General features: G+C 66.0%; 19 protein-coding genes and 1 tRNA gene. 6 read left to right on the forward strand and 14 right to left on the reverse strand.

Annotated features, from left to right (window positions below):
• Positions 1-2: 2 nt before the first annotated feature.
• From VD997_05635 to VD997_05665, 7 genes are all read right to left on the reverse strand, one after another.
• Positions 3-407 (reverse strand): hypothetical protein, encoded by a 405-nt coding sequence (locus VD997_05635; GenBank protein HYE61457.1) that lies wholly within the window; start codon positions 405-407, stop codon positions 3-5.
• Positions 391-777 (reverse strand): hypothetical protein, encoded by a 387-nt coding sequence (locus tag VD997_05640; protein ID HYE61458.1) that lies wholly within the window; start codon positions 775-777, stop codon positions 391-393. The genes VD997_05635 and VD997_05640 overlap by 17 nt, the downstream gene beginning before the upstream one ends.
• On the reverse strand, positions 777-4,040 hold the full coding sequence (locus tag VD997_05645; protein ID HYE61459.1) for a hypothetical protein: 3,264 nt from the start codon (positions 4,038-4,040) through the stop codon (positions 777-779). The genes VD997_05640 and VD997_05645 overlap by 1 nt, the downstream gene beginning before the upstream one ends.
• Positions 4,041-4,138: 98 nt before the next feature.
• Positions 4,139-5,581 carry an aldo/keto reductase gene (locus VD997_05650; protein HYE61460.1) on the reverse strand — a complete coding sequence of 481 codons (1,443 nt, stop codon included), beginning with the start codon at positions 5,579-5,581 and terminating at the stop codon, positions 4,139-4,141.
• Between the two features lie 526 nt (positions 5,582-6,107).
• Positions 6,108-7,178: an aldo/keto reductase gene (locus VD997_05655; GenBank protein ID HYE61461.1), complete on the reverse strand. Its 1,071-nt coding sequence runs from the start codon at positions 7,176-7,178 to the stop codon at positions 6,108-6,110.
• A 214-nt stretch (positions 7,179-7,392) separates the two neighbouring features.
• On the reverse strand, positions 7,393-9,399 hold the full coding sequence (locus VD997_05660; protein ID HYE61462.1) for an acyl-CoA dehydrogenase family protein: 2,007 nt from the start codon (positions 9,397-9,399) through the stop codon (positions 7,393-7,395).
• A gap of 186 nt (positions 9,400-9,585) precedes the next feature.
• Positions 9,586-10,488 (reverse strand): enoyl-CoA hydratase/isomerase family protein, encoded by a 903-nt coding sequence (locus VD997_05665; protein HYE61463.1) that lies wholly within the window; start codon positions 10,486-10,488, stop codon positions 9,586-9,588.
• Positions 10,489-10,605: 117 nt separating this feature from the next.
• On the opposite strand from VD997_05665, the gene VD997_05670 reads away from it, so the two are divergent.
• The 5 genes from VD997_05670 to VD997_05690 all read left to right on the forward strand — a co-directional run bounded on the left by VD997_05670 (position 10,606) and on the right by VD997_05690 (position 15,676).
• A tRNA-Leu gene (locus tag VD997_05670) sits at positions 10,606-10,689 on the forward strand.
• A 265-nt stretch (positions 10,690-10,954) separates the two neighbouring features.
• Complete coding sequence (locus VD997_05675) at positions 10,955-11,995, forward strand: hypothetical protein (GenBank protein ID HYE61464.1); 1,041 nt, start codon at positions 10,955-10,957, stop codon at positions 11,993-11,995.
• A gap of 12 nt (positions 11,996-12,007) precedes the next feature.
• Positions 12,008-13,156, forward strand: a complete 1,149-nt coding sequence (gene ribD / locus VD997_05680) for a bifunctional diaminohydroxyphosphoribosylaminopyrimidine deaminase/5-amino-6-(5-phosphoribosylamino)uracil reductase RibD (protein ID HYE61465.1) — start codon at positions 12,008-12,010, stop codon at positions 13,154-13,156.
• Positions 13,157-13,198: 42 nt separating this feature from the next.
• Complete coding sequence (locus VD997_05685) at positions 13,199-14,875, forward strand: HAMP domain-containing sensor histidine kinase (protein HYE61466.1); 1,677 nt, start codon at positions 13,199-13,201, stop codon at positions 14,873-14,875.
• 189 nt (positions 14,876-15,064) lie between these two features.
• On the forward strand, positions 15,065-15,676 hold the full coding sequence (locus VD997_05690; protein HYE61467.1) for a TetR/AcrR family transcriptional regulator: 612 nt from the start codon (positions 15,065-15,067) through the stop codon (positions 15,674-15,676).
• Positions 15,677-15,679: 3 nt separating this feature from the next.
• Here the strand turns inward: VD997_05690 and fahA are convergent, their stop codons facing one another.
• From fahA to VD997_05725, 7 genes are all read right to left on the reverse strand, one after another.
• Positions 15,680-17,065, reverse strand: coding sequence for a fumarylacetoacetase (gene fahA, locus VD997_05695; protein HYE61468.1), 1,386 nt, complete (start codon positions 17,063-17,065; stop codon positions 15,680-15,682).
• Between the two features lie 57 nt (positions 17,066-17,122).
• Complete coding sequence (locus VD997_05700) at positions 17,123-18,577, reverse strand: hypothetical protein (protein ID HYE61469.1); 1,455 nt, start codon at positions 18,575-18,577, stop codon at positions 17,123-17,125.
• A 92-nt stretch (positions 18,578-18,669) separates the two neighbouring features.
• Positions 18,670-20,229: an efflux transporter outer membrane subunit gene (locus tag VD997_05705; GenBank protein HYE61470.1), complete on the reverse strand. Its 1,560-nt coding sequence runs from the start codon at positions 20,227-20,229 to the stop codon at positions 18,670-18,672.
• Between the two features lie 144 nt (positions 20,230-20,373).
• Entirely contained in the window at positions 20,374-21,156 is a 783-nt protein-coding gene (locus VD997_05710) for an ABC transporter ATP-binding protein (protein HYE61471.1), read from the reverse strand.
• Between the two features lie 84 nt (positions 21,157-21,240).
• The gene (locus tag VD997_05715; GenBank protein ID HYE61472.1) at positions 21,241-21,843 is read right to left on the reverse strand and encodes a hypothetical protein; all 603 of its coding nucleotides are present in this window, start codon (positions 21,841-21,843) and stop codon (positions 21,241-21,243) included.
• A 33-nt stretch (positions 21,844-21,876) separates the two neighbouring features.
• On the reverse strand, positions 21,877-22,278 hold the full coding sequence (locus tag VD997_05720) for a hypothetical protein (GenBank protein ID HYE61473.1): 402 nt from the start codon (positions 22,276-22,278) through the stop codon (positions 21,877-21,879).
• A 23-nt stretch (positions 22,279-22,301) separates the two neighbouring features.
• A complete protein-coding gene (locus tag VD997_05725; protein HYE61474.1) occupies positions 22,302-22,916 on the reverse strand; it encodes a cob(I)yrinic acid a,c-diamide adenosyltransferase in 615 nt (204 codons plus the stop codon).
• A gap of 130 nt (positions 22,917-23,046) precedes the next feature.
• On the opposite strand from VD997_05725, the gene recJ reads away from it, so the two are divergent.
• Positions 23,047-24,729 (forward strand): single-stranded-DNA-specific exonuclease RecJ, encoded by a 1,683-nt coding sequence (gene recJ, locus VD997_05730; protein ID HYE61475.1) that lies wholly within the window; start codon positions 23,047-23,049, stop codon positions 24,727-24,729.
• Positions 24,730-24,775: the final 46 nt, after the last annotated feature.

The following is a 24,775-nucleotide window of genomic DNA, read 5'->3' on the forward strand; positions in this document are numbered from 1 at the left end:
TCCTACCACGTGCAGTTGAGCGCGTTGATGTACAATCCATCGTCTTCAAGTTCAAAGCTGTCCATGCACAGGAATGCCTCCGTGGCCTCCCCATCGCTTCCGAGCCGGCCAACCCGAACCTGGTAGCCCTGCTTGAGAGCTTCTTCGACCTTTGCCACAACTTCCTTCGAAAAGCGTTCACCGACGCCCGCGAGGACACCCTCGGCTGACTCAACTTTGTAGCGGGCGCTAGCAAGGCTTGAGTTTGTATCTAAGGTCTCGAAGAACCCCTCGACAACACCCCAGAGCGGAGAGCCTTTCGGCACTCCCATGAGCGCGCCAAGTCGTTCAACACTCCATCCCTGCTTAAGGATGATAATGAACGAGGTGGACGAACTGTTCGAGACGAAGTCACTCCGAATCTTCATCTTCAATCATCCTCTGTGCGTCAGCCAGCCGTTCGAGCATGAACCACCCATCGCTCTTCTGCAACCATTCGATGAAACCGTATCCGCCTCCGAGTGAGCCATCGCAAACACCCAGTGTCCTAGTTTGGCTCAGGAGCTCGTAGACCCTTCGGATCAGCGCATCGTCGAATCCGTGCTTGCTGTAGAGAAAGTCACCGAAGGACTTATACTCGGCCGAATAGAACCGCTCATAGTGGGCCAGAAGATCGATCCGATGCGCAAAGAGTCCGTACCACACTCTCCGAACGAGCTCGGCCCCCATCGTTCCTTTTTTGACCTTTGCGCGGGTGTACAGGTCATCAAGTGATAGGCCTAACGGTGCGACGGTCACTACTGCCGCATACGAAGCAAAATGGATCCAAACTCCGTCCATCGCTGTGGCCTTCCGCCGAGCTCTGCCCATAGTGCCTCAACCTGCTTCTTATCAAGCGTAAGATGGTTCCGATCCGCCAACTCAACAAGCGCCTTCTTTCGTGCCGACTCCGTCGATTTGGCCTCGTCGTCATTCAGGCCCTTGGTGTTCGCCGGCCGTTGTGCCAGCTCCTTGATTGGGGGGATGATCTTGCCGCCCTCGATCGCCCAGCGCCCAACTAAACCCCATGACGCTGCCTGAGCGTACCCCGGACCTTGTGTCAGGAACTGCGCCATAATCGACTGTGTGAAGAGCGAGCAACGGCGCCTCAACTTCGCGATCGCATCTGAAGCCGGACCCCAGCTCTTACTCCCGGGAATCGTCAGCATGTATAGAAAGAGCTGGGCTTCGCCAGGGTCTTCGCGCAATTCGTCGCAGCTACGAGATGTCAAGTCAGCCGCGATTCGATCGAGCAGTACTTCGAACCCTGAACGTTCGTGAGAACGATACCTCCAATGATCATCGCCGAATGCAGCCCGAATAGTTTGCTTGAACTGATCTGGTGTGAGCTGATCGAGTGTCGGGAAAAGGGAGGACAAGTTCAAGTGCGGGAAACGCTTGACTGATGCCCTTCCGAGAAGCCCGTAAATCACTCGACGCGCTTCATGTGCTCCCCTCATGAAGTAGTCAGCAACCTTGGCAACATCCTCAGGAACAACTGCGTCGTCTTCCAGGTCGAAGATGCAATCCATGTAGACTTCATCAAAGCCCGGGAAAGAGGAGAGCGCACCCAAGAGGGTGGCCGCGTTTTCTCGTCTCCCAATCAAAAAAAGGAAGCGTCCTGCTCCCTCGGCGCACGTGGAATGCCGGTCTAGAACGGCTGTGAGTAGCTCGCTGGTCCTTTGCGGGTCCTGCTTCCAAAGCGGACCGGCTAGGTGCTCGGCAAGGCAGTAATCACGCATTTCATCAAACGTAAACGCGATAACGTCCCCGTCACCCGAAAGGGGCGATGCGGGCGCAAGGTCCCGTCGCAGTACGAGCTCTTCTTGAAGCAGCAACTCCAAGCCATCGAGGTGTTCCTGCGGAAGGGCGTCGAGCGGCACACTAGTGAAGTCCCTGCGATCGAGCATCGCGCTGACAATCGATACGACGGCACGTCGTAGTCGCGAAGCTGCCGAGGCCGCATGTGCTGGGACGAGGGATTCTGCCGCGTCCAGCTTGCGGCGGAAGAATTCCCTGTACAGGCGCTCTTTGTGCAGGTGAGTGAGGGAGGGATGTGGTGCGGAGCGGCATCCGGGAACCGGAGCATAAGCCTCGCAATAGGTACGTAACAGAAGTGGATTCGACCGCAGTTCCTCAAACACGCCTCCTGCTACGCTTTCGATCTCGATGCCGAAGTACCGGAAATACCGCCACACCATGTCTTTCGACTGCTGTGCCGACAGCTCCCTTACTGGTTCGGACAACCTAGCCACCTGAGTGGACGTCTCGGCGTACGTGACAAGGTTCGAAAAGCGCGCGTCAAAGTACTCCGCACGACAACTCAGCAGGACTCGCACCCATTCGCTGGCGTTCAGTCGTACGAGCATCTGCTCGATCGCTGGGGCGAGCAACGCAAGGTCTGAATGCTCGTTCAGGCCGTCGATCATGATGAGTAACGGTTTGCCTGAGTCCCTCGCGAGTGACTCCAGATCGGCCCAAACGCGAGCGGACTCATTCTGAGCCCTGAGGCCGAAGACGGATTGCAGTAAGAACACCTCCAGTGGACCGCCTGTCCACGCTCTCAGGTCGCGTCCCGTGAAATGAAAGTACGCGATCCCTCGCGGCTGTAAGACGCGTTCAGCGAGATCGCACAAAAAGCTGGTCTTGCCGCGGCCTGCGTTGGCAGTCAAGAAGACGACGCGTGCCTGAGAGAACGCGAGCCACTCCTGCTGTTCTTCGACCCAGTTGCGAGCGGGGTACGCGTCATCGCGGAGCCTGTACCGGATCTCGTCGAAGCGGTAACGTGTCTTCTGGGGGATTTTGGTCTCAAGTCCGGTTTGCCCCTCTGCGAAACACTCCTCGAGAATCGCTCGGACCTGTTGCAAACGAAAGTCGATTGCTGAAGCGAGCGGGGCTACTCCGTCCAGAGTGCGCGGTGTCTGCAAGTGTGGATCGATCAAGGCGCCGACGGGCGAGAGTCCTACTTGGCGCAGTCGCCTATCCACCTCGGTAAGCACTTGTCGGTTAAGTGCCTCCACCAGCACCTCTAGCCCCCACCGTGGGTCAGTGAAGGCGCGGCATAAATCCTTCTGGCGTGGTGACTCGGCGAACAACTGTGGGATGTACTTCTTCGAACGGATTTCTCTTTGCAGCTGCCCGTGCTGGTGCGACTTGAGTTGAAGCGTGACCGAGCTGGCGATAGCCGCCGCTTCTGAGGGGAGTTGCAACTCGAGACCTGGCGGTTGCCGCTCTTTGATCATTGGAATCGTGATGAGACCGCCAGCCTTTGCCACCTCAGCGCATCGCGTGTAGATCCAGTCCCGGAGCACCGACGGCGCGATGGACGAACCTCTTGGGAGCAAGGACCTCGCTTTATCCAAGTCGTTGGCTTCGTCGGCCCCCCCCGTGATGCCGTGGTCAAAGTGAATGATGACTAGAGACCGGAGAAAACTCCAAACGGTCCGTTGCGCAGGGATGCGCTTTGTGAACTTCCTAATAAAGTGAGTGACGAGTTCGACGTGCGCGTGTGTCGATCTGAACTTCTGTACCTGTCGAAAGAAAGAGGTCGCGTCGTGTTCGCGCGCCCAGAGTGTCATTTCCCGAAAGTGTCGAACACTGTCAGACGCCGAACCTACGTCGATCGCGAAACCGATCCGATCAACCCCGGTGTGGAAGCTTGGGGAGTTGAACTCGCTCCAGCATTGGCGCAGGCCGGACTCGAAGGCGAGATTGCTCTTGGTGAGCGAGAGCCCATGTTTGACCTGCAGGAAGAGACGTTCGCGACGGTTCTGATCCTGAGTATGAACGTGGATGTCATCAACGAAGTGGCCTTGGTTACGGCGCTGAAGGCCAACAGCGACGATCAGCCCGCCTTCGGGGCCGCGAGGTGTTGCGGCTGCAAGCATGTGAAGGACGTACGACGTAGCCACGGACAGTTCGAAGACAGTGCCACCGCCGCCTGTGGCGAAGGGGCTCACAGGCGAGGGAGCAGCTTGAGGGGTCTTGGCCCGCGTCGCTCTGGTGTGTGCCTTGCCGGCCATCTTGGGGAGCATACCAGACCGAAGAAAGCTGCGGCCCAAGTGCGGCCATGTCCCTCCCTGCCGGTCGGGCTACCTGCTTGGTGATAGAGGGGCGCGGACTACTGCCGCACGATCTCGATCCGGTGCGGGCCCTGCTCAACGGTGGCGCTGGTGGCCTTGCCGCTGGCGTCGAGCTTGAACTCGATGGGGGCGCCCCAGGGGGTGATGAACCTCGTTTCAGAGAGGGGGGTCATGGCGCCCTCGGGGGCCTTGCCGGGTTTCATGCGGAGGCGGTCGCCGTCGCGGCGGATCTTGACCGGGGTGCCGGCGTTGGGGTCCTTCCAGTCGCCGACGTAGCGGTCGAGGGTTTCGGCGGAGAGCGTGACGGCGGGGGGTTTTTGGTTTTGCGGGCCGCCGCCCCCACCAGGACCGCCGGGGCCGCCGGGCTGCTGGCCGGGCGGGGGCACGGTGATGGTCTGCGGCTTGGGCTGCGGGGTGGGGGGGAGTGAGTCGACGAGCTCGGCCATGCGCTTCCGCATCTTCTCGTCGGGGAGGACGCCCATGCCGCCCTTGAGGTTGTCGAGCATGTGCTCGGCCTTGGTGGTGCCGCAGCGCACGGCGGTGACGGCGGGGTGCGCGACGACGTACTTGAGGAAGAACTGGGCCCAGGTCTCGGCGCCGAACTCGATGGCCCACTCGGGCAGCTTGGTTTCCGTGGCGCGCTTGAAGATGCGGGCGCGGTCAAAGGGGAAGTAGGCGAAGACGGCGATCTTCTTTTCCTGGGCGAGGGGCAGGATCTTGTCCTCGAGGCGGCGGTCGCCCACGGAGTAGTCCAGGCCGATGAAGTCGATGGGCAGCTCGCGCATGGCGGTTTCGAGCTTGCCGAAGGTGTCCGGCGCTCCCGGCGGCGGGTTCATGCCGGGCGGGGGGAGCAGGTCGCTGTAGCCGATGTAGCGGACCTTGCCTTCCTTCTTGAGCTCGCTGAGCACGGCGAGGTGCGTGGCGAGGTCAGTGTGCGCGAGCATCTGCGCGCAGTCGATGTGCGGGACGTTGAGGAGCTTGAGCTTGCTCTCGACCTGGGCGCGGATGGCGTCGGGGCTTGGCTTGGGCGGCGGGCCGTCGTGGCCGGGGAGCGTGGGGGCGTGGACCCAGACCGGCGTGGTCCAGAAGAACTTATTTTGGATGCCCAGCTCGTTGGCGGCCTTGGCGGCGGCGGTCTCGCCCGCGGGGCCGCCGTGCATGACGTCAACGACCTTGCCGCCGTGGTCGAGGAAGGTCTGGAACACGGGCTTGAGGACGGTGTGGTCGGTCGAGTCCTGCGGGGGTTTTAAGGCGCGGGCGCCGAAGGAGATGACTGGGAGCTTCTCGCCGGTCTTTGGGATGGTGCGCTCGATGAGGGCGTGGCGCTTTTCCATCGGGCCGCCGCCGCCCTTTGTTCCCTCTTGAGTTGAGACCCCGAGTTTGGCGAGGAGGGCGGGGGTGAGGGCGAGGGAGGCGCCGGCGCTCAGGGAGAGGGCGAGGGCGTTGCGGCGCGAGAGGTTGCGGTCTCCCGGGGTCTGCATGTCGAGCTCCTTTGAGTGTGTATCAGCGGAGAAGCGTGCGGTCGAAGGACGGCGCGAGTGCGCAGGGCAGAGTGGGGGAGTTGGACGCACGGGGTGAAACGAGGTTCCGGAAATTCGAGAGGTGCGCGCGACCGAAGCAAAGACGAAATCGAACGCGGAGTAGGCGGAGTGTGGCGGAGTTGCGCGGAGTTGAAAGCGTGTGGGCGTGCGCGCATGCGAACAACGAGCACCCCGCTGGGGTGCGGAACATGCGCGTGGCGTGTACCGGGGGTGGCGCTCGGCGAAGCGCCTCGCTTCACCCCCGGCTACTGACTTCCAGGCCTACGGCCTGAGAGAGAAAGGCACAGTGGTCTGCCCAGTGCGGCAGGTCACTGGCTCGGCGTTGCTCAAAGGAGATCCTCTCTGCTGGCTCGGCTCCTCTCCGCGTGACTCCGCTCCTCTCCGCAAACTCCGCGTTCGATTTGATCTTCTCTGTTTGTCTCTGTCCTGCTTCGTGGCCTCTGTGTTCGGTTCGAATGCCTTGGATCTACTTACGAGCAGGGGCGGGGCCCGGCCCAGGACCGGGGCCAGCGGGCGCGGGGGCTTGGGGGTCGGGCGGGAGCGCATCCACCAGTTCGACGATTCGCTTGCGCGTCGCCTCGTCGGGCAGCTTGCCCACGCCGCCCTGCAGGTTGTCGAGCATGTGCGCGGGTTTAGTAGTGCCGGCGCGCACGGCCGTGATCGCGGGGTGGCTGATGATGAACTTGAGGAAGAACTGGGCCCAGGTCTTGGCATCGAACTCCGCGGCCCATTCCGGCAGCTTCGCGTCGCCCACGCGGCGGAAGAGGCTGCTCGTCACAACGCCGCCGGGGCCGATGTTGCCGCCGAAGGGGAAGTACGCGAGCACGCCCATCTTGCGTTCCAGCGCGAGCGGCAGGATGGTCTCCTCCACCTTGCGGCTGTCAGGCGTGTAGCGGATGCCCACGAAGTCGATGGTTTCCTTGCGCATCACGGCCTCGAGCTGCGGGAGCTGCTGGTCGAAGCCGGCCTGCACGCCGATGTAACGGAGGCGGCCCTGCTTCTTGAGGTCCTTGAGGAGCTCGAGGTGTGAGGGCGGGGCGCTGACGTGGACCTGGATGAGGTCGATCTTCGGGAGTTTCAGGCGCTCGAAGGAGGCTTCGATCGAGGCCTTGAGGCGGTCGGTGCCGGGCTGCGGCGGGCCGGGCACGGTGCCGCGGAGGGACCAGAAGATTCTGTCGTGGACGCCGAGCTCGACCGCCGCCGCGGCGGCGGCCTTCTCGCCGGTGCCGAGGGTGTCGTGCACGGTGTCGACGAGCTTGCCGCCGTGGTCGATGAGGGTCTTAAGGACCTCCTTGAAGGCCTCGTGGTCCACTTTGTCAGGGCCGCGGCCCAGGCCGATGACGGGGAGGAGCTCGCCGGAGGAGGGAATGGCGCGCTGGAGGAGTTTGAGCTTGGGGGTGGGTTGAGAAGTGGGCTGCTTCCCGTCCTGTCGGAGCGCGGCGAGCAGCGCGGGCGTGAGCGCGAGCGTCGCACCGGCGCTGAGGGAGAGTGCGAGCGCCTGGCGGCGCGAGACGGTGCGGTCACCCCATGTATGCATTGAGAGCTCCTCCGGGCGACCCCCGGGAGCACGGTCGCCACGAAGGAGGGATGCGGGTCGCGCCGTTCTCCGCCAAAAAGACACTGACCTGCTTTGGGCGGCAGGTCAGTGGGGCAGGACGGGGTTGCACTTGCCGAGGAGGCACACCGGTCAGGAGACCGGTGCCACCAAAGGCATACCGGTCAGGAGACCGGTGCCACCGAAGGCACACCGGTCAGGAGACCGGTGCCACCTGCTGCTGCTTGAGGGCGGAGCCGCCGGGGAACTGCTTGATGCCCTCCTGGCGGGCGGGGCGGCCGGTGCCCTTGGCGGTGGGGGACTTTTCGGGGACCACGAACTGGTCGTTGGGGAGGGTGTCGGAGTGCTTGATGGCGGCGGCCGCCGCGACCAGCATGGTGTCGTCGGGGTTCTCGTAGAGGGCGCGGAAGTTGGTGTGGATGGCGACCTCGGCGAGGTCGAAGAAGTGCAGGGCCGCGGCGCGGTCGCGCTCGAACTCGGGGGTCATGTTGACCGAGCCACTGACCCCGCCGCCGTGCCGTTGCATGTCGGCGTCCAGCTTGGAGAGCGTGCAGCACCAGGCGTGGAGCATGATGGCGGCGTCGGCGAGGCGGGCCTGCACGACCTGGCGGGTGATCATGGCCTCGCGGTAGCGCTTGCATGCCTGCTTGTACTGGTGGCTGAAGTCGCGGATCATGGCCGTGAGGCGGTCGGCCTGGGGGCGGAGCGTGGCGGACTTGATGCCGTTGAGGGCGGGGGCCTTGCGGCGCAGGCCCAGGAAGAGCTCGAGGCCCAGGGGGATGGCCGCGCGGGCGATGGTGGGGTTCAAACCGTTCTTCATGATGCGGCCAATATTGCCGCCGAAGGACTGGTCGGCGTCCCAGCCCACCGCGCCCTGCACGCCCAGCATGCTCTCCAGCAGCTTCTTGCCGCCGTAGGCCCACACGAAGGACTGCATGACCTCGTTGGCGCCCTCGACGATGAGGTTGATGCGCGAGTCGCGGAAGACCCGCTCGACCTCGTTCTCGCTCATGTAGCCCTCGCCGCCCATGATCTGCAGGCCGTCGTTGACGACCCGCCAGCCGAACTCGGAGCAGAAGACCTTGCAGATGGCCGTCTCGACCATGATGTCCTCGTCGTGGCGGTCGAGCATGCCGGTGGTCATGTAGAGCACCGCGTCCATGGCGTAGTCGTACGCGGCCATGCGGGCGAGCTGCTGCTGCACGAGCTCGAAGTCAGAGAGCGGGCGGCCGAACTGGTAGCGGGTGCGCGACCACTTGGTGGCCTGATCACGCACGCGGCGTGCACCTCCGAGCATGCCGGCGGAGAGGGTGCAGCGGCCGTAGTTGAGGCAGGTGAGCGCGACGTTTAAACCCTTGCCCTCCTGGAAGAGGAGGTTGGCCTTGGGGACCTTGACGTTGGTGAAGCGGATGCGGGCCTGCCAGGTGCCGCGGATTCCGCACTTGCTGCGGTTCTTCTGGAAGATGTCGACGCCCTCCATGTCTGGCGTGCAGACCAGGGCGGTGACCTTGTCCTTGCCGTCGGCCATCTTCTGCTTGGCCATGACGGTGAACATGCCGGAGAGGGCGCCGGAGGTGGCCCACTTCTTCTCGCCGTTGATGATGTAGAACTCGCCGTCGGCTGTCTTCTCGCAGCGGGTCTCCTGGCCGCCGGCGTCGCAGCCGACGTTGGGCTCGGAGAGGCAGAAGGCGGAGAGCCAGTCCTTGGCGAGGTGGGGGAGCCAGCGGGCCTTCTGCTCGTCGGTGCCGTAGAGCATGACCGCCTTGCAGCCGATGGACTGGTGGGCGGAGACCATCACGGCGGTGGAGCCGCAGGACATGCCGATGCGCTCGAGCACGCGGTTGTAGCTGGTGATGCCCAGGCCCAGGCCGCCGTGCTCCTTGGGGATCGTCATGCCCAGCACGCCCAGATCAAAGAGCCGCTTGATGACCCACTGGGGGATCTCCTGCTCCTGGTCGATCAGGGTGCTGGGGTGCTCGGTGCGGAGGTAGTGGTCCAGGCGCGCGAGCAGCTTGTCGCACTCCTCCTTCTCGGAGGCGGTCTGCTGGGGGTAGGGGAAGCAGAGGTCCTCGCGGAGGTTGCCCCAGAAGAGGTTCTTGACAAAGCCCATGGACGTCGGCTCGGGGCCGAGCAGGGCTTCCGCGTCCTCGATCATCTTCTTGTCGGTGTCGGAAACGCCCTTGAGGTTCTTGAGGTCGGCCATGGGTGGGGCTCGGAGGGGGTGAGTGGGTGGTGGGATGAGGGGGTGAGTACGTGTTCTTGAGAGGGTGAGACGGTGATTCGGTGAGACCGTGAGGGGCGGCTGATCTCTCTTCCGTTCTGATCCTGCCTTTGTCTTCTCTGTGGCCCTCTGTGCGCCTCTGTGTCTCTGTGGAGAATGCCTTTGGTTCTACTTCTTCGCTGACTTCGCGAAGAACGCGGCGATGGCTTCCTTCGCGGGGGGCAGGTTGCGGAGGCGGATGAGCTGGCGGCGTTCGACGGCGAGGGCGGCGTCGTAGCCGCGGAGCAGGCCCTCGTTCACGGCTTCGGCGACGGCCTTGCCGGGTTCAGTTGTTTGGAGCTCGGCGCGGGTGGCGTCGAGGGCGGCGATGACCGTCGGTGAACAGTTCGGCCGACCGATCCATCGCGACGGAGCGCCGTCACGCCTGGTGTTGAAGTGGCTGTAATCCATCACCCAGTTCTTCGCCGTGGTCAGCAGCTCGCGGGGAGAGGGTGCGACCGCGTCGAACAGGCAGCCGTGCTTGACAGCCTCGTCGAACATGAGCGTGCTGCCCGTCGCGGTCCGGCGGAGCGCATCCGCGGCGTCCATCCGGGCGGGCAACAGGTTCGTGCCGCCCCAGCCGGGGCAGATCTTGAGGCCGGCCTCGGGAAGACCGACTGGGTAGGGCTTCCCAGTGAAGGGTGGTGCGCCGATCAACCCGTCGCAGTGCATGGCCAGCTCAAGGCCGCCGCCCAGGGCCGCGCCGTTGATTGCCGCGGCGGTTTGGAATGGCAGGTCGGCGACCATCTGGAACACGCGGCTGCCGTACTGGAGGTACTTGTCGAGCGCGGCGTCGTCCAGGTCCATGATGGACTTGAGGTCGGCGCCGGCGACGAAGACGCGTTCGGAGGCGGAGGCGATGACGAGGCCCACGAGGCCGCGGGGGAGGGTGCGGAGCGTGGTTTCGAGGCGCTGGAAGACCTCAAGCTCGAGGACGACCACTGGCTTGCCGGGCTGCTCGAGGGTGAGCGTGGCGATGCCGGCGTGCGGGCCGTCCTGGTCAACGTGGAGCGGGAGCGGAGTAGCCGTCATGCGTGGATCGAGACCCCTGTGGGAGCCGGAGTTGGCTTCCAGTCGGATGGTAGCAGGGAACGGGGTGATTTTCGGCGTGGAAGGTGGGGGGTGAGGGGGATACTGTTGGCCTCTGCCGCGGGCGTGGCGGAATTGGCAGACGCGCTAGATTCAGGTTCTAGTGGGGTCACACCCGTGGAGGTTCAAGTCCTCTCGCCCGCATTGGGGCCCGGCTCGCAGGAGCCGGGCCTTGTTCGTTTTGAGGTAGCCCGTCTCTCCGAGACGGGTCTCCGTTGCGAGGGGCCGGGGGAAGGTCGGGTTGAAGAGAGGCATCGGGGCACGCGGCATCAAGGGATCGAGGCGGGTGAGGGCGGTCCCCTGATTGCGTGCTGACTCCTTGTGGGTCCGGTGTCACTCCATAGCGACGAAGACGTCGCCATGGCCCCCAAGAGTCGTCATGGCACGCGGTCGGTACACTCGCGCAGGAATGGCGCTGCTCATCGCTGGGATCGACGAGGCCGGCTACGGGCCCCTTTTGGGGCCGTTGTGTGTTGGCCTGTCGGTGTTCCGGGTGCGGGAGGTGCCGGACCCGTCGAAGCTGCCCGACCTGTGGAAGATGCTGAACAAGGGCGTGTGCAAGGGGCCCGGGCGGGCGGGGGAGAATGACCGGCGCGGGCGGGTGGCGGTGGCGGACAGCAAGGAACTCAAGCTCGCGAACAGCGTGAAGTGTGCCCACCCGCTGGTGCACCTGGAGCGCGGGGTGCTGACGTTCGTGCGGTGCCTGCCCGACGCTGCCGGAGCGATGGTGAGCGATGACGCGGGGTTGTTCAACGCGATCGGCGCGGCGATGCCCGAGGTCGCGTGCTACGCCGTCGAGCCCCGTGCACTGCCAATGTGCATGACCGCGGCGGAGGTGTCGATCGCGCACAACGTGCTGCAGCGGGCGATGGTCACGGCCGGCGTGGAGCTGCTGCGGCTGCGGTGCGAGGTGATCGGCGAGCCGCGGTACCAGCAGATCGTGAAGGACACGAACAACAAGGCCGAGACCACGGCCACGGCCTTCGGCGAGCACCTGCGGCGGGTGTGGGAGCTTTACGGGGCGGAGCCGGAAGAAAGTCGACTTGGCGTGGTGTGCGACCGCATGGGAGGGCGCATCCAGTATTCGGGGCTGATCGAGCGCGAGTTGCCGGGGTGCACGGTCGAGATCATCGAGGAATCCGAGAACCGCAGCCGCTACGGCGTGACCGCGAAGGACGCGGCGGGGCGAGAGCGCAAGGCGAGCGTGTCGTTCCTCGTCGAGGGCGAGAGCCTGCACATGCCGGTGGCGCTCGCGTCGATGGTGGCGAAGTTCACGCGTGAGCTGTCGATGATGCGGTTCAACCAGCACTGGAACGCGGTACGGGCGGCCCGCGGGTATGCGGAGGTGAAGCCCACCGCGGGGTACCGGAACGACGCCCACCGGTGGCTCGAGGACATCGGGGATGTGATGTCAGAGGAAGACAAAAAGGTGCTGATCCGCTGGGTGTGACTGGAGGGAGCATTGTCGGAAGCCAAGCGCATGCTGGACCTGGCCGCGAGGGCGGCGCTGCGCGCGGCGGGCCATGCCGAGCCCAACCCGCTGGTGGGGTGCGTGCTCGTGAAGGACGGGCGGGTCCTCGGGATTGGGCACCACAGGCGGTACGGCGGGCTGCACGCCGAGCGTGAGGCGCTGCTGTCGTGCCAGCGGCAGGGGAACGACCCGCGCGGGAGCACGGCCTATGTGACGTTGGAGCCGTGCAACGGGCACGGCAAGCAGCCGCCGTGCTCGCAGGCGCTGGTCGAGGCGGGGGTCGCACGCGTCGTGTACGCACGGCCGGACCCGAACCCGCCCAAGAGCGGTGGTGCAATGACATTGCGGCAGGCGGGGATCGCATGTGAGTTGTCGACCGACAGCCCGCTCGCGAGCGGGCTCGCGGCGCCGTTCGTCAAGCGGCTGGCGACTGGGTTGCCGTGGACGATTGCCAAGTGGGCTCAGACCATCGACGGGCGGATCGCGACGCGCACGGGTGAGAGCAAGTGGATCAGCAACGAGCGGTCGCGGGTGCGGGTGCACCGCCTGCGCGGGCGGGTGGACGCGATCCTGACGGGCATCGGGACGGTGCTCGCGGATGATCCGCTGCTGACGCCCCGCGGTGTGCGGGCGCGGCGTGTGCCCAAGCGTGTGATCGCGGACACGGACCTGGATCTTCCGGCGAGCTCGATGCTCGCGAGCACGGCGAAGGACACCCCGACGCTGCTTGCGTGCGAGGCGAGCCTCACGACGGCCGAAATCACGAAGCACCGCGTCGCGTACCTGCAGAGTCTGGGGGTGCAGGTCATCCCAATCCCCACCCGCCCACGAGCGGGGAGCGCTTCGGGCATCGACCTCGCGGCCCTGCTGCGGGTGCTCGCGGCGGAGCACCAGGTCGCGACGGTGATGGTGGAGGCGGGCCCGGGGTTGCTGGGGTCGCTCGTCGAGGAAGACCTCATCGACGAGGCGGTGATCTACATTGCGCCGATGCTGCTGGGGGACGAGCTCGCGAAGTCGGTGGCGGTGGGGCGGGTGGCCGAGCAGCTGAAGTCGGCGCGCCGGTTCGATCTATGGTGTGTGCGGCCGGTGGGAGGGGATGTGGAGCTGACCTACCGACGGCGCGAGCCTGCGTACCCCTGATGCGTGTGAGTCGGGCTCTCACAGTTCACGTACACTCCGCTGATGTGGCGTGGACTCTCCCTGGCCCAGAAGTGCCTCCTTGTGTTCGGCACTGCGATTGTGCTGGTGGTGCTGGCCGCGCTGACGGTGCCGTGGCTGCGGATGACCAAGCTCATCGACGCGGGGCAGCAGGACATCTCGCACCAGATGGTGATCACGTGGGAGGCGCTGGGGCGGGCGGAGGCGGCGACCTCGGGGGTGCTGCCGCTGCCGAACATCCCGGCGCGCCAGTGGCCGCTCGCGGGGCTGGAGCCGTACGGGACCAAGGTCGCCCGCGGCGGCATCATGGCGACGCGTCTGACGGTTGATCAGGCGACGGAGCTTGCGCGGGTTGACCCGTTCATCGCGCGGGCGCTCGCAGCCTTCCGGGACGACGCGACGCAGAACGAGCTGCAGGCGGCGCAGTGGTCGGGCACCACGCGTGAGTACCGCTACGCCAAGGCCGACCGCGTGATCTCAGCCGGCACGTCGCGGCTGGTGAGCATCGTTGTGCTCGAGCGACGCAGCGTTGAGGCGACCCGCCTGCTGCTCTCGAACACGATCTACCTGCTGGGCGCGGGCGCGGCGGTGCTGCTCCCCGCGCTGCTCGTGCTCTACATCATCACTCAGAAGCTGATCCTGCAGCCGGTCAGGGCCCTCCGCGACACCGCCCAGCGCGTGCAGGAGGGCAATGTCGCGATCCGGTCAGAAATCAGAACGGGGGACGAGTTCGAGCATCTCGCGGAGACGTTCAACTCCATGCTGAACGACCTCCAGGTTGGTCAGGACCGGTTGCGCTCGATCAACTCTGCCCTGGACCTCAAGCTGCACGAACTGGCCGAGAGCAACTCGTCGCTGTACCACGCCGCCAAGGTCAAGGGCGAGTTCCTCGCGAACGTGAGCCACGAGCTGCGCACGCCGCTCAACTCGATCATCGGATTCGCGGAGCTGCTGATGGAGGTCGCCCGCAACGATCTCGAGCGCGAGCCCACCCCGGGGGTGCAGAAGCGGATCCGGTACCTTGAGAACATCCTGACCGCGGGCAAGAACCTGCTGAACCTGATCAACACCCTGCTGGAGATGTCTCGGATTGAGGCGGGCCGGGTGGAGTTGTCCATCGAGCGCATGAACCTGCGCGACGCGTGCGAGGGGCTGATCGGGCTCATCGCCCCCATTGCCGACAAGCGCGGCGTGCAGCTCAAGCTCGAAGTCGGCGAGGACCTCCCGGTGGTGAGCACCGACCCCAGGAAGTTCCAGCAGGTCGTGTTCAACTTCCTCAGCAACGCGGTGAAGTTCGTCGAGCCTATGGAGCGTACCGGCCGCCAGCCGCAGGTGACGCTGCGCGCCGAGCGGCTGCGCGGGAGTGGCGGCCCTGACGGCGGGCAGGACCGTGTGCGCGTGAGCGTGATCGACAATGGCCCGGGGATCCCGCGGGAGGAACAAGAGAAGGTCTTCGAGAAGTTCTACCAGCTCGACGGCGGGCACACGCGCGAGCACACTGGCACGGGCCTGGGACTCGCAATCTCTAAGGAGCTTGCGCAGATCCTCCAGTCGGAGATTCAGCTGGTAAGCGAGGTGGGGCGCGGCTCGATGTTCAGCCTGATCATGCCCCTCCAACTGGGGGAAGAGCACGCGGAGGTCTCAGCCCTCGAGGCCAAGTTCAGGGGTTCGCTCACGAGCGGGCGGGGCTGGGAAGGCTAGAAAAAACCTCGGCCGGCAGGGGCCGCGATTGAAGGGGCGCTGGGGGGTAGCGCATCCCTCCATTCTGCGAGCACCACTGCGCGGCCGAGGGTTCCATAGGGCGCGACAGAGCGGTGATAGAAGGCAACCGAACTCCGTTATCCAGTTGACTTCTGGTCAACCATGCGCCGCGCGCGGGTAAAGTGAGTCATGCAAACGCGCGAACGGCTCGTCCGCGCCGCCTACGAAGTGTTCCTACAGCAGGGCTTCAACGCGGTTGGAATCGATCAGGTCCTCCAAAAGGTGGGCGTCACCAAGACGACCTTCTACAACCACTTCGAGAGCAAGGACGACCTCGTCGCGGCGGTGCTCCAGTGGCGCAACGCGCAGTGGCCTCGGGCCCTCAAGAAGGTCTTCGAGGACGCCGGCGAGACGGATGCGGCCGAGCGGCTGGTGCTGCTGCTTCGCCAACGGGATGAGATCTGGGAGCTGCCTAAGGGGGGGACGGGGCTGTTCACGCGGGCGGCGTGCGAGTACCCAGCGGGTCAGGGCCCGGTGCGGCAGGCGATCGCCGAGTACCGCGCGACGCTCGAGAAAGAACTCCTGTCAATCACCAGGGCGACTGGCGCGGCTGACCCCGAGGCGCTGATGCGAGAGATAAAACTGGTGCTCGCAGGGGTGGCCGGTATGAACCTGGTTGGTGACACGGAGCGCGTGAACGAAACGGCGGTGCACGTGGCTCGGCAGGTGATCGAGCGTCACCTGGTGAGCGCGCCGAAGAAGAAGGCGGCGAAGGCGCCCCCGAAGAAGAAGAAGCGCTAAGACTCACCCGCGGATCGTGCCGCGGCACTCGCCAAAGCCGATTCGGCGGAAGCCTTCTCGTTCGCAGAAAGCCTTCATGATCACCGTATCGCCATCAGCGAGGAAAGTGCGCTTCTCGCCGGTGGGCAGTTCAATCGCCTTGCGCGGCTTGGGCTTGCCGCCCTCGCCCATCCCGTCCCACGTGAGCTCGAGCAGGCAGCCGCGGGAGTCTGGAGTGGGGCCGCTGACGGTGCCGCTCGCGATGAGGTCGCCGGGCTGGAAGTTGCAGCCGTTGCAGGTGTGGTGCGCAATCATCTGGGCGAAGGTCCAGTACATGTCGCGGAACGAGCGGCCGCTGCTGAGGCGGTGGGGGGCGAGGCCGCGCTTCGCCATGTCGGCGGACTGGAGGTAGACCTCGAGCGTGATGTCGAAGCCGCCCTGGGCCTGGTCGGTCTCGTCGTTGAGGTAGTCCAGTGGCCTGGGGTCTCCTTCGGGCCGCTGGTAGGCGGGGCAGCGGAAGGGCGCGAGGGCCTCGCGGGTGACAACGAAGGGCGAGACCGTCGTCGCGAAGTTCTTGGCGAGGAAGGGGCCCAGGGGCTGGTATTCCCACTTTTGGAGGTCGCGTGCCGACCAGTCATTCACGAGGCAGAGCCCCAGGATGTTGGAGTCGGCGTTGGCGATCTTGATCGGCTCGCCCAGGTTGTTGCCCGGCGCAAGCACGCACCCGACCTCAAGCTCATAGTCGAGCAGTTTGCTGGGGCCGAACGCGGGGGCGGCACCGGGCTTGTCGTCGGGCGGGGACTGCTGGCCCGAGGGACGCACAATCTCGGTGCCTGACACCACCAGCGACGAGGCCCGCCCGTGGTAGCCGATTGGGACCCACTTGTAGTTGGGCAGCAGCGGGTTGTCCGGCCGGAACATCGAGCCGACGGTGCTGGCGTGGTGGATGCTGGCGTAAAAGTCGGTGTAGTTGAAGGTGGACACTGGCAGAAAGTGCGTGACCTCGGTCTGCTTGCGCATCGCCTTCTCCCGCAGCCGCTTGATCGGCTGCGAGGCATGCGTGGTGGCGTTCAGGAAGTGCTGCACGGCCTTGCGCAGCCGGGCCGCGGAGCCCTGGTGTGACGCGGCCATGATGCCCGACCAGTACGGGTAGTTCAGCAGCTCCGCGAGCTCCTCGTCATCACGGGCGAAGTACCCCGCCTCATTAAGCATGGAGACGTCGAGGATGGAGTCGCCAATCGCGATCCCGAGGTGGTCGTGGGTGTGCCGGTGCTCTCCCTCGCCGTGTGTGGCCTCGATGGTGCACAGCGGCAGGTTCTGGATGGGGAAGTCGGTGCTGGGGTCGTTCGCGGACTCCACCCAGGAGCGGAGGTTCGGGTCGTGCGTCGCGTCGATAGCGGGGTAGGCCATGGGCGGAGCGTATCCGCCCTGGCGCTCGGTTTGGCCCCGGGACGCAGGGCGCGGGTGTCAGAAGTTGACCGTGAACTCCCAGATCTGGTTCTCGGCCGAGATCCGCCCGCCGGAGTCGCGCACGCCGTCGCGGTTGATGAAGAAGCGGTAGGTGCCGTTCTCAAAGCCGCCCGGGGCGTTGAGGCGGAACAGGGCGGTCTGGATCGCGCCGTTGGTGGCGCCGCTGATAGAGACCAGCGACTTGCTCAGCTCCAGGCCGTCGGGCCCGACGATGCGGATGCTGTCGACGTTGATCGTCGAGCGGTTGATGGACGTGTCGTCCATGAAGCGGACGTTGACGTCCCAGCGGGTGAGGGTCGGATTGGCGGGCAGCAGCACCTCGGCCGTTGGCGTGCTGAAGGAGAGGTTGTAGCTCTTGAGGTCGTAGACTGGGATGAAGCGGTTGCTGGTGTCCTTGACCTTGTTCGAGTTGATCTTCAGCGTGTAGGTGCCGCCGTCGCGGTAGTCCCAAGCTCCGCCGCGGGCATTGAAGGTGAAGTAGGCAGTGTACGAGCCATCGGGGTTGTGCAGCAGCTGCGAAGTGATGCTGTTGGCAGTGAACCCGCCAGGGCCCACGATGGTCATCGCGCCTGCGGTGACCAGGCCCGCGGGGTGGATGGCGCTGGGCGAGAGCGCGGAGAACTTCACCGGGATGACCCAGTCGTTCTCGTTCACGCTGTCGGTCTGCACCACGGCCTTGGGCGTGCCGAAGAACAGGCCGAAGTCGCGGTAGGTGTGCGCGGTCACCGCCCGGGCGGCGTTGTCGCGGACCTTGTCGACGCCGATTGTCAGGCGGTACGTGCCGTTAGCGGTGTAGCTCCAGGCGCCGTCCTGCGCTCCGATGCGGTAGACGACCTTGGTCGTGTTCGCGCTCACGTTGATGATCTGGTGCACGGTCACGCCGGTGTTCGCGCCCAGGGCCACCGTGAGATCGCTGCCGTCAATCGTGCTCTGGTTGAGGCCGCCGATGGTGTCATACTGGATAACGACGAGCCAGTCGGTGGCGCGCATCGTGTTGCTCACCAGTCGGGCCTTGGGCGTGGCCCACGACAGGTTGCGGGTGGTCAGCTGCGCGTCATCGAGCGCGTCGCCCTGGGGGCTCAGCACCTGGCCGATGGGCGAGGTGATGGTGTACGTGCCGTTGTCGGTCACGCCCCAGGCGTTGTCGTACGCCTTGAAGCGGTAGGTGGCCCGCTGCTTGCCGTTCACGAGCACCGGGGCCGCGGCCAGGGTGCCGACAATCGGTGTGCGCGTGCCAAGCTGTACCTGCAGGTCGCCGTTGCCGATCGTTGCAGTGTTGACGTTGCCCCAGTCGACGCGGACGTACAGGTTCGTCGCGTCGCTCCACATGCCGGAGATCGTGGGGGTGGGCGCGCTGAGCAGGGCGCGACCCTCCAGCGCTTCCATGGGCGCGGGGAGGGCGGTGGTAACGGGGGCGCGGGCGACGCGCAGGTCACGGCGGAACCAGGACATAGTGCTCTCCCTGAGGAGCCAAAGCATACCGGCTCAACGCCCAAAGTCCCTCGCGGTTGCACCGGGGGACACCGGACATTCTGCCTATTCCGTTACGACGCACCGCCGGTTCCGGCGTTCCCTTCGGGATTACCCGGGGCCTGCGGCGCGAGCGCCTGCTCCTGGGCGCCCCAGCCGCCGCCGAGGGCCTTGTACAGGCCCACGAGGCTGCGAGTGACCCCGGTCTCGGACTGCACGAGGGCGTCCTGCGTGTCGTAGAGCTGCCGCTGGGTGTCGAGGACGGTGAGGAAGTCGCCGATGCCGCTGCGGTAGCGGTCCATGGACAGGTTCACCGCACGCTCGTTCGCGGACACGGCGTCCTGCAACGCACGCCGGCGGGCCTGCTCCTGGATGAAGTTCGTCAGCGCGTTCTCCACCTCCTCGAATGACAGCAGGATCGTCTGGTCGTAGGCGTACAGGGCCTGCTCCTCGCGGGCACCCGCGGCCTCGATACGCGCCCGCACCGCGCCGCCCGTAAACAGGTTCCAGCGCACTGCCGGGCCGATGTTCCAGTAGCGGGCGTTAGCGTCGAACACGTCGCCGATCTGCCCGGCCTGGAAGCCAAAGGCGCCGGTGATGGAGAAGCGGGGGTAGAGGTCTGCGGTGGCGACGCCGATGCGAGCGGTCGCGGCCGCGAGGTTGCGCTCGGCGCGTCGGATATCCGGGCGGCGGAGCAGCAGTTCGGAGGGCAGACCAACAGGGACCTCCGCGGGTGGCGTGGGCAACTGCGGGGGGGCGGCGTCGGGCTGGTTCACCGTCGAGGGGTTCAGTTCAGCGATCAGGCTCCCGGGCTCCTCGCCGAGCAGCACGCCGAGGCGGTGGGCTGCGGTGCGGAGGCCCGCCTGATACGTGGGCAGCTGTGCCTCGCGGGTGGAGAGCTGGGCCTGCGCCTGCGCGACCTCGAGGTCGCCCGCGAGGCCCGCGTCGAAGCGGGAGCGGGTGAGTTCGACGGTTTCACGTGACGCGCGGATAATCTGGTTGCTGAGGTTCACGCGGCGCTGGAAGCCGCGCAGATCGGTGTACGCGCGCCCGACTTCCGCCGCGAGCGTGATCATGACGTCGCGCCGGTCCTCGATGAGTCCTTCAATGTCGGCGCGGGCGGCCTCAACGCCGCGCCTGACGCCGCCGAAAACGTCAATCTCGTACGACGCGTCGATGCTGGCGTCGTAGAGGGAGCGGTCGCGGTCGGCATTGGCGAACTGACCTCCGGCGGTGCGCTCGCTGTTGCGGAAGCGGGAGGCGGAGGCGCCCGTCCCAACGGTGGGGTAGTAGCCGGATTCGGCTACGCCGAGCAGGGCGCGGGCCTCACGGACGCGGGCCGCGGCGGCCTTGAGGTCCAGGTTCTGGTTGATGGCACGTTCAACCAGCGAGTCGAGCACAGGGTCATTGAAGTTGCGCCACCAGGTCGCGAGGGCCTCCTGCGTGAGGGGCTGGGCGGTGATGGGGGTGGAGGTGGCCGCGCCGTCGCTTGTGGCCTGCGGGACCTGGTCTAGCGAGCTGTACGAGGCGGAGAGCTGGCGCTCGGGGGCTTTGTAGTCAGGGCCGACGGTGCAGCCGGCGAGCAGCATCAGCAGGGCGGGGGCGGACACTCGGATGAGGGCGGCGTTCTTCAACGCGGGTTACTCCTGTGAGCCTGACGGGCGTCAAAGCGCGGGTCAGGACGGCCTATCGAGGGCCGAGTTGGGCGTGTGCGCCCGGGGGGTCAACTGTAGCTGGATGGAATGCGGTTTTCGCATGCGCGCATGTGCGGAATGCGTTCACTTGCCCAGAGGCGTGGTCACGTGATGCTCCGCCTGGCGGTGTCCCTGCCCTGTGGAGACGCGCACGATGCGCCCGTCGTCCATCTCCGCGATGCGGTCGGCAAACTCAAAGATGCGCTGGTCGTGGGTGACGACCACAAGCGAAAGGTCCTGGCCCTCGGCTACTTCGCGCAGCAGCTCCATCACGCGCTGGCCGGTGGCGTGGTCCAGGGCGCTGGTGGGCTCGTCGCACACGAGGATCTTGGGGTTGTGCACCAGGGCGCGGGCGATCGCGACCCGCTGCTGCTGGCCGCCCGAGAGGCGCGTGGGCAGGTCGTTGGTGCGGTCGCCCAGCCCCACACGGGCGAGGAGGACCTTGGCCTTCTCCACCGCCTCAGCTCGTTTGACGCCGTTGATCAGCAGCGGCACGCCCACGTTCTCTGCGATGGTGAGCGTGGGGATGAGGTTGAACGCCTGGAACACGAAGCCGACGTTCTCGGCGCGGAACTTCGTGCGGTCGCTGTTGCTGATGCTGTTGTAATCGGTGCCGAGCACCGCGCACTCGCCCCCGTCGCGTTCCAGCACGCCCGCGATGACCGAGATCAGCGTGGTCTTGCCGCAGCCCGAGGGGCCGACGAGCATCAGCAGCTCGCCCTGCGCGACGTCGAGGTCAACGCCACGGAGGGCACGCACGGCCATGGCGCCATCACCGTAGGTCTTGGTCACGGCGCGGCAGCGCACCACGAGCGGCACGGGCGATTCGCCCCCATGGCTCAGGATGGCTCCATACACGATGGACACGCGGGCCTCCGGCACTACCACTTCGCGGACGATAGTCCGGAGGATTCACCTGTGCGGGCAGGCCCCGGTGTGCCCTGCGCGAAGTCACACGCCCGGAAGGAGTTCGTAGAAGCCCTGGCCGGTGTAGCGGAGCTTGTTCTGCTTCACGAGCTCGTCCCAGACCTCCTTGGGGAACTGGTCGGGGGGGATGATGGCGGTGATCTCCGACTTCTTGCCGCCGGTCATGGCGCGGGGAGCGAGGCGGGACTCGTCGTTGAGGATGGTGAGCTTGAGGCGCTTCTTGAAGGCGGTAAGGGCCGACTTGAGCATCTCGGGGGGGATGTCGGATGTCGGGCCTCCGGCATCGGCCGTGGGTGTGACGGCCGCTGCCGGTGCGGTGGGTGCCGGTGTCTGCGGGGGCCCCTTGGAAACGTCGCCCTTCGAGTTCGCCAGCTCGTTGACGATGCGGGCGAGCTCTTCGAGGTTCTTCTCGGCGACCAGCTTCTGCACGCGCGCGGGGTTGGCGGTGGTCTTGGCGAGGAACTCCTTCGCCTTCGCCCACAGCCGCCCGACCTCCTTCTCGCTCTTGGTGATGGCGAGGTCGGAGACGATGCTGGAGAGCTTGGACACAAAGATCGTGTCGCGGTTCTCGTAGTACCCGCGGACGACCTTCTGCTGGTAGTTGCTGAGGTATTCGCCTTTGGCCATGGCGTATTGAAGGCGCGGTCTGCGAGGCGCGGATCATGGCTCCAGGTGCAGGGACCTCACCATGGACCAAATGTCACGGACTTCAGCGGCAACCAGGCTTCCAGCGGTGAAGGTGGCCAGCACAAAGTCGCGGCCGTCAGCGAGGTGCCAGATGAGGGTGTGAAACTCACCCTCGAGGCACTGGACGAATCCATAGCGGCCCATCGTGCAAGCACCCGCCTCGCTTGCCTTGATCTCCATCGAGTGATGTTTCGCGAGTGCGACACCGAGCTCAATGAGATCGTCATTAGTGGCGTAGGGGACCACTCCTGATTCGTACTCCGCGACGGAGATTTGGAAGGCGCCGATGCCGTCAGGTCGTGCATAGGTCAACGGACAATCATGCTCGTTCATGACTGCCCAGCCATCCGCGGGGTGGATGACGATTCGTTTCAACGAGCGCTCTCCGCGATGATGGTCTAGCCCCGTCGATTCGCCCCCGGCACCCACAGCACATCGAGCTTCCCATTCTCGTTCGCCACCCGCCCCAGCACGAACAGCAGGTCGCTCAGCCGGTTGAGGTACTTGATGGCCTCCGCGTTGACGCCCTCCGGCTCGCGGGCCAGCAGGGCCACCGCCAGCCGCTCGGCGCGGCGCGAGATCGTGCGGGCCAGGTGCAGGTTGGCAGCGAGTGGTGTGCCGCCTGGCAGCACGAAGCTCGTCAGCGGCGCGAGGTGGTCGTTGAACTCATCGATCGTGCGCTCCAGGCGCAGCGTCTGGGCTTCCACGATCCGCAGGGCGGTGCCGGGGTTCTGCCGCTCCTTGGCTGTATACGGGGTCGCCAGATCGGCACCGAGGTCAAACAGGTCGTGCTGAATCGCCTGGAGCACCTCGCGCACGCGCCCCCCACGCACGGCTGCTGGCAAGCTGTCGTTTGCGTGCAGCACGCACAGGCCCACGGCCGCGTTGGTCTCGTCCACCGTGCCGTAGCACTCCACCCGGAGGTCGTCCTTGCGGACGCGGGCGCCCGTGACCAGGCCGGTGGTGCCGTCGTCGCCCGTCTTCGTGTATATCTTGGTGAGCTTGATGGACATGGAGCGGTCCTCGGAGGAGAGGCGATTGGCAACGGAGTGCGCAGCTGAACCCGGTACGAACCCTGCGTCCACCACGGTACGCGGCCTCCTGAAGCGCTGGAAGCGGCGAGGGAGTGGGGGAGCGGCGGGTGTGTCGCTGCTGGCCCGCGTGTTCGCGGCCCGAGGGCTGACCGACGCCGCGGCATGCGAAGCCTTCCTCAACCCCACCCTGCGGCAGCTGCACAACCCGTCGCTGATGCCGAACCTGGACCGCGCGGCCGAGCGCCTGCTGGCGGCCGCGAAGGCCGGCGAACCGATCGTGATCTACGGGGATTACGACGTGGACGGCATCACGGCAACGGCAATCCTGTACCACACGCTGAAGGCGATTGTCCCAGAGTGCAATCTCCGGACGTACGTTCCGCACCGCCTCGAGGAGGGGTACGGCCTGAACGCGGAGGCGATCGCGGAACTTGCCGCAGGTGGGGCGAAGGTGATCGTGTCCGTGGACTGCGGCATCACGGCCACCGGGCCGGCCGTGGTGGCGCGGGCCGCGGGCGTGGACCTGATCGTCACCGACCACCACAATCTGCCCGGCGACGGCGCATTCCCGGATGCGTACGCGCTGGTGCATCCGCGCCTGCCGGGGTCGGCGTACCCCTTCGGCGAGCTCTGCGGCGCGGGAGTGGCGTACAAGCTCGCGTGGCGGCTGTGCACGCTCGCGTGCGGCAGTGAGCGCGTGAGCGAGCCGCTGCGGAACCTGTTGTGCACCGACCTGCTCGCGCTCGCCTCGCTGGGCGTGATCGCCGACATCGTGCCGCTGGTGGGCGAGAACCGCGTGATGGCGTTCTACGGCCTGCGGCAGATCCGCCACAGCTACATGGAAGGCTTGAAGGCACTGGTCGCCGCGGCCGGGCTCGACGGCGAGAAGGTGGGGGAGGAGGACGTCGGCTTCAAGCTCGGCCCGCGCCTGAACGCCTGCGGGCGGATGGGGCACGCGCGCGAGGCGGTCGAACTGCTCACCACCGCGACCGGCGCCCGCGCCACCGAGATCGCCGAGGAGCTCACGCGCAAGAACGAGGAGCGGCGGCGCGTGGAGCGGGAGATCTTCGAGCAGGCCTGCCAGATGGTCGAGTGGGAGGGCATGCACCGCGATGACCGGCGCGCGATCGTGCTCAGCCACGCGGACTGGAATCCGGGCGTCGTCGGCATCGTGTGCTCGCGGTTGGTCGAGCGGTTCGGCCGGCCCACGATCCTGATGCGCGAGCACGACGGCGAGTGCCACGGCTCGGGGCGGTCGATCGACGGGTACAGCCTGCACGCGGGGCTGGAGCACTGCGCGGGGCACCTCAAGAGCTTCGGCGGGCACGACATGGCCGCGGGGCTGAAGCTGGAATCCTCGCGGATGCGCGAGTTCGTGGACGCATTCATCGCGCACGCAAACGAGCGGATCGCGGTGGAGGAGCTCACCGGAGCGGTCGGGTACGACACCGATGCCGACATCGGCGAGCTGACGACCACTGAGGTGCAGCAGCTGCTGCGGCTGGCGCCGTTCGGGCGCGAGAACCCTTCGATAAGGCTGCGCATCCCTGCGGCCCGCATCGCGGGGCGGGCGCAGACCATGGGCAAGAACAACAAGCACCTGTTGTTCCAGCTCTCGAGCTCGGCCGGGTCCATGCGGTGGCTGCGGGTGGTGGGCTGGAACTGGGCCGACCGCATTGACGAGGTGCCCGCGGGGCGTGTGGTGGATGTTCTCATCGCGCCCAAGCTCAACGAGTGGCAGGGGAACGCGCGGGTCGAGGCGGAGCTGATCGACCTGCGACCGGCAGATTGAGGGTGTCGCGCGACGCACGCCCGGTAAGAACGGCCGTTCTGCGTGA

It is taken from the genome of Phycisphaerales bacterium (assembly GCA_035627955.1).
Lineage (GTDB): Bacteria > Planctomycetota > Phycisphaerae > Phycisphaerales > UBA1924 > JAEYTB01.